At 50.4% G+C, this 405-nt stretch carries 1 rRNA gene; it reads left to right on the forward strand.

The window, feature by feature from the left end:
• Positions 1–405, forward strand: a 23S ribosomal RNA gene (locus V3391_RS17570); the annotation flags it as partial.

Raw genomic sequence — 405 nt, forward strand, 5'->3', positions numbered from 1 at the left:
GGCCTGCGCGGAAGATGTAACGGGGCTAAGCAATATACCGAAGCTGCGGCAGCATGTTTACATGCTGGGTAGGGGAGCGTTGTGTAAGTGGATGAAGGTGAGTTGTAAAGCTTGCTGGACATATCACAAGTGCGAATGCTGACATGAGTAACGATAATGGGAGTGAAAAACTCCCACGCCGGAAGACCAAGGTTTCCTGTCCCATGCTAATCAGGGCAGGGTAAGTCGGCCCCTAAGGCGAGGCAGAAATGCGTAGTCGATGGGAAACGGGTTAATATTCCCGTACTTATATAATCAGTGATGGAGGGACGGAGAAGGCTAGGCAAGCTTGGCGTTGGTTGTCCAAGTGAAAGTGTGTAGGCTGGAATTTTAGGTAAATCCGGAATTCTAAGGCCGAGACACGAG

This window comes from Luteimonas flava (assembly GCF_036584485.1).
Classification (GTDB): domain Bacteria; phylum Pseudomonadota; class Gammaproteobacteria; order Xanthomonadales; family Xanthomonadaceae; genus Luteimonas; species Luteimonas flava.